Raw genomic sequence first — 5,086 nt, 5'->3', positions numbered from 1 at the left:
GTAACCTCCGTTTACAAGGCCTCTGCCAAGAGTAAACCGAGTAACATTCATCGTTGTAGGATCAAAGACAAGCATTAAATAAAACCCTCGCTTTTGATATCTCATCAATTAGCGATCGCTTTTAATATCAATAAAGTATATCTCATACGATTATAAGTTAGCTTTAGGGGATAGATAGATTAAAAGCGAAAATTTAGTGGTCTTCTAGCCAGGTTTTTAACTCAGAAATATCCGTAAACTCAAGTAATTGATCAACTAACATTTCAATTACACTTATGTCTATAATCATAGGATTTAACTGGTTGCCAGCCATTATAATCCTGTAAATATCCAGCCAGAGTTTTCTGAAACTGCTCAAAACTAAAAGTATCAATAACCTGTTGACGCAAGGATTCTGGCTGATACATTAAAGGATGAGGATATGTACCCTGTAAAATCTGAATAATGGTTCTAGCAATTTCATCTACATCATCAGGATTTACCAACGCTCCCAATTTACCATGACAAAGAGCATCAACTGCACCATCTTGATTACCTCCCAAAACAGGTTTACCACAAGCTAATGCTTCTAAATAGACAATACCAAATCCTTCTTTTTTACTGGGCATAGCAAAAACATCACAGATATTGTAGTAATCACACAGTTGTTCATCAGGAATAAATCCAGCTAAGGTGACACAATCTTGTAATCCGAGTTGGGTAATTAATTGCTTAATTCTAGTTTCGTCATTTCCTTTACCCACAAGAATGTAATGAACATCGGGAATTTGCTGACGAATTTGAGGAAGTGCTTGAAGAATTTGGTCATAACCCTTATGGCGTTCAACTTCCGCTAGTCGAGCTACAGTTAATACTATAGTTTGTTCGCGCCTTAGTCCATATTTTTCTAATAAATAAGCAGGTTTGGGGACTATTTGAAAGCGACTTGGATCAAACTGGCATGGTAATATACCAATTTTATTCGGGTCGAGGTTTTGTTCTTTGATTAGGCGATCGCGAGTATAGCTACTAATTGCTAAAATCAGGTCTGCATGATGTAAAGCTGTTTGCAAAAGTGGGTTGTTAATATCCCAGGCTTCGATACCATAAGCGACTGTCCAATAGGGGATATTTGTCAACCGTTTTAGCCAGTAGGCGGCAACAGTGAAATTCAGGTGTCCGGTAATGATTAATTTTGGGCGTTTCCAGATTCCCCAACCAATTAACTGGGCTGCAAATGCAACTGTTCTCAGTGGTAATGGTATAGATCCAGCAAAGTGAAATCTAGTAGGGGCTAGGGTTGAGAAGTTGGGTGAGGAATGTCTATCATGTTTGATCAAGATATCATAATCAGTATCGGGGTAGATATTTTGAATGGCTTGGAGGAAGAAACAGCAGTATGTTTGAATACCCCCTTTAAATTCAAATAAGTTGGGAAACCAGAGGTGAAAGTTAACTTTATTCATAGGTTTTATGAATATTTAATAGTAATTGTACCTTATTGGCTAATCGTTGCCGATACAAACCCCAATTCAACTCCTCCGCTTTGCGTCTAGCTGCACGTCCCATTTCTGCTAGTTCTTGAGGATGAGAATAACACCATTCCAGTTTATCTTTGAGGGCTTCTACATCTCGAATGGGAATAATAAACCCTTCCACACCATCAGTGATAATATCAAGACCTGCTGTATGAGGTGTAGTAATTATAGGGATACCACAGGCCATTGCTTCTAAAAGGACTAGGGCAAAACCTTCAACTAAAGAAGGGAAAACAAAAACACTGGCACTACTGTAATATTGGTTTAGCAAAAAATGGGGAACAGAAGGAACATGACGACAAATATGTTTGTATTGTTCTAACCAACCTGGAGGAAAAAGATTTTGTCCCACAAAAACTAATTCTCCATTGGTTAGTTTTAGGTCTTGCCAGGCTTGCAACAGATAATGAGCGCCTTTACGGGGAGAAACGCGACCTACAAATAAAGCCCGGAAATGATCATCTAGTTTAGGCTGAGGTTGAAAATATTCAACAGGCGCACCATAAGGAAGAACACTAATTTTTTCTTCCTGCACACCAATTTCCAGAAGTGATTTTTTGGTGAAAGAAGATGCTACAAATATATGATCTGCTAATTCAACTTCTTTTTGTTTACGTTCAATTTTCCAAACTGGTTCTTTAATTGATTTAATTGCTGAAGCTAATTCTGGAAAAAGTTCAGCTTCTTGACCCATAATTTTTCTTGTCATCTGATAATAAGGAATAGGCAAATCATATAAACAGAGAATACCGTGTTGTTTTCCCTTTTGAAATGTGGTTGCAGCCAAATCCTCATAAGTATAAATAGCATCTAAGTCCCGGAGATGATGGTTGGCAACGTGATTATCAAGACAGACATACACCCAGGCGACTAAATTTATATGTCTAAAAAATGAACTACGTGCTAAATTTGTCCTCAACAGAAAGATACGTATAATTTCCTGCCAAGGATAAGTTTTTATTGGTACACCATGAGGAGAAAGCCAAGTTCTTCTACTTAATTCATTACTAATGAAAGTTCTCAATTGTTTAGGTAATAAATTCAAATATTGCCATACCGGTGCTTGTGGATTATAAGCAATAGGGGTAATTACTTCTTTTAATAGATTAGCTTCTGCAAATGCTAAGGCGGCATTTTGAGCAAAAGATGGATTAATTTGATGTATTAGGGAAATACGTGGATTAGACATATTTTTGCTGTAATTGGTTTCGGTACAATAATAATTGCTGATATTCTAATTGTGGAAGTAAGAAGATAAAACCAGCAAAAAACCAGTAGTAAACTGCAAAAGTAGTATTAAAGACAAGTTGTCCTGTAAAATTAATGGCTTGAAATAAGAAAGCAGCAAGGGCTAAGTTACGCAAAAAAGGAGTTTTTAATTTCAAAAACGAACCTAATAAAGAGATGATTAAGTATAAACGCAGCGCGTACCAAAGGATAAAACCAAAAATTCCTATTTCCAGAACAACTCTTCCCGTTTCACCCTCAGAAGGTGGAAGAGCTTCACCGGAAGCTAGCTGTAAGGTATTACGCAAAACAGGTATAGCCGGATGGGTTGCACCTATACCATAACTATCAAATCCTTTAAATTGCATAGCTGTTTGAGGTTGTACAAAAGCACCAAATATACGATCACTGAAGTTATCAGAATTAGTGGCACGTTTATAAAAAGCTTCTATCGCTCTGCTAAAAAATATAGGAACAACAGCAGCAATTAAAGCTACTGGTAGAATAAAATTTTTAGTTGTCTTTACTACTTGTGAAGGCTTACTCAAGAATAGTAAAGAGAAATATCCTAGTAAAAATAAAGTTTCAAACAGCAATAACGCACGCGCACCTGACATGAAACTTGTACCAACTACTAAGAATGCTTCTATAACAGTTATGATTTGCCATTTTTTAGTCTGGGGTAGGGACAATATTGGCATCAGTGCAGTAAAGCAAAAAGACATATAAGTTGAATAGCCAACAATGTAAGGAAATGTGCCTGTTACTCTAGCATTGCCATCAACAGCTGCTTGTGCTTCTACTCCACCTGCATACATATTTATAGGACTATTGATGGGACTAAAGAACTGAACTATAGCTAAAATAGATACTGGAATTACTAATAACAAATAATTACGTAAGAATTGATATAGTTCCTCCTGAGACTCAAATAAGGTAGGTATCATCCACATCAAAGGAATATAAAACAAATATGCTTTAAATCCAAATAAACCAACTATTGGTGAGCCTAAGCCGGGATTAAATATTTGAAATGCACACCAACCAGTACAGAGGAATAAGGTAATAGTTAGAAAACCAGATTTTCCATGATATTTAGGCTCAGAACTTGAGTAAAATTTGAGATAAGCTCCCAATAGGATAATATCTTTAAGAAAGTAAATTAAGTCGCTGGCTTGGGGTAGCACCCACTTCCTCAGCGCACCCTCTAACACAACAATGATGAGGGCAAATTTGACTGATCTTCGCCAATTTAGAGATGATAGCCAAACAATTGCAATTACAGCTATTAAGGGAAGAAGTAGGTTCATTTAATGGAATCCTGTAGAACATCAAGGTAAGCTTTAGCAACAGCTTTGCTGCTGTGACGCGCTAAGTGCGATTTCGCTTTTTCTTTGTAATTTGTCAGTTGCTCAGGATTGGTAAGTAAGTTAAAGAGAGCTTGAGTCAACTGCTCAACATTGCCATTAGCAAATGTTAGACCACAGGGTCCAATGGCATCCTTTAAGCCTCCACCCTCAGAACCTATAACCACACAACCACAGGCAATACCTTCTAATGCGACAATGCCAAAGGGTTCATCCCATAAAGATGGAACAACCATAATTTGGTGAGCATTTAATAATTTTGTGAGTTCATGCTCTACTTTAACACCAGCAAAAGTTACTTGATCATTAATTTCTAAGTCTTTTGCTTGCTGAATTAATTGATATTCTTCTGGACCAGTACCAATAATTGTTAACTGAGGTGTGAGTCCCTTTGATTTCAGTTGAGCTAATGCCTCAAGTAGTAAATTAGCTCCTTTATCAGAAACCAACCGTCCTAAAAATACGAGTTCTTGGTTACGGTTAATGTCTGGAATTTCATAGAATATATCTTCTCGATATGAATTGGGAATTATAGTGGATGATGCGGGTAGAGCTTGAGCTATGGCATGACTTACTGAGATATTAGTCGCAAAACGAGTCACAAACTTTTTCAGATAATCTTGCCAACTTTCACTACCATCAGTGCGACGATACCATGTATGATGGCTTATTACTAAAGGACGATGGACAAAAAGAAGTGGATAAATACCTTTTAAGCTTACACAACCTTGGAAATAAACTTCACACCAATAAGTGAGTTGTAATACTTGTTTTTTACTAGGTTGTCGAATGACTTCAAAGGGAAATTGTTTGGAGTCTGTGGCAGGTGTTTGTGATATTAGCTTCACTTCATGTCCCTGATAGATGAATTCATGGGCTAATGTAGAAATAATTGTTTCTAATCCACCTATGCTTGGATAAAACAAGGGTGAGTATATTAATATTTTCATATATGAATAAAAGCTAAATCTACAT

Annotated in this window: 4 protein-coding genes; all 4 read right to left on the bottom strand. The window is 36.8% G+C overall.

The window, feature by feature from the left end:
- Positions 1-263 precede the first annotated feature (263 nt).
- Positions 264-1,445: a glycosyltransferase gene (locus ACIR131C_RS23415; RefSeq protein WP_035372534.1), complete on the bottom strand. Its 1,182-nt coding sequence runs from the start codon at positions 1,443-1,445 to the stop codon at positions 264-266.
- A complete protein-coding gene (locus tag ACIR131C_RS0119030; protein WP_028091465.1) occupies positions 1,438-2,706 on the bottom strand; it encodes a glycosyltransferase family 4 protein in 1,269 nt (422 codons plus the stop codon). Before ACIR131C_RS0119030 ends, ACIR131C_RS23415 begins: the two co-directional genes overlap by 8 nt.
- On the bottom strand, positions 2,699-4,054 hold the full coding sequence (locus ACIR131C_RS0119025) for a hypothetical protein (RefSeq protein ID WP_028091464.1): 1,356 nt from the start codon (positions 4,052-4,054) through the stop codon (positions 2,699-2,701). Before ACIR131C_RS0119025 ends, ACIR131C_RS0119030 begins: the two co-directional genes overlap by 8 nt.
- Positions 4,051-5,086 (bottom strand): glycosyltransferase family 4 protein (locus tag ACIR131C_RS0119020; protein ID WP_231395503.1); only part of this gene is annotated, 1,036 nt, incomplete at its 5' end. The genes ACIR131C_RS0119020 and ACIR131C_RS0119025, both read right to left, overlap by 4 nt.

The sequence above is a fragment of the Dolichospermum circinale AWQC131C genome, from assembly GCF_000426905.1.
Classification (GTDB): Bacteria; Cyanobacteriota; Cyanobacteriia; order Cyanobacteriales; family Nostocaceae; genus Dolichospermum; species Dolichospermum circinale.
This window is presented reverse-complemented; position numbering and strand designations above follow the sequence as displayed.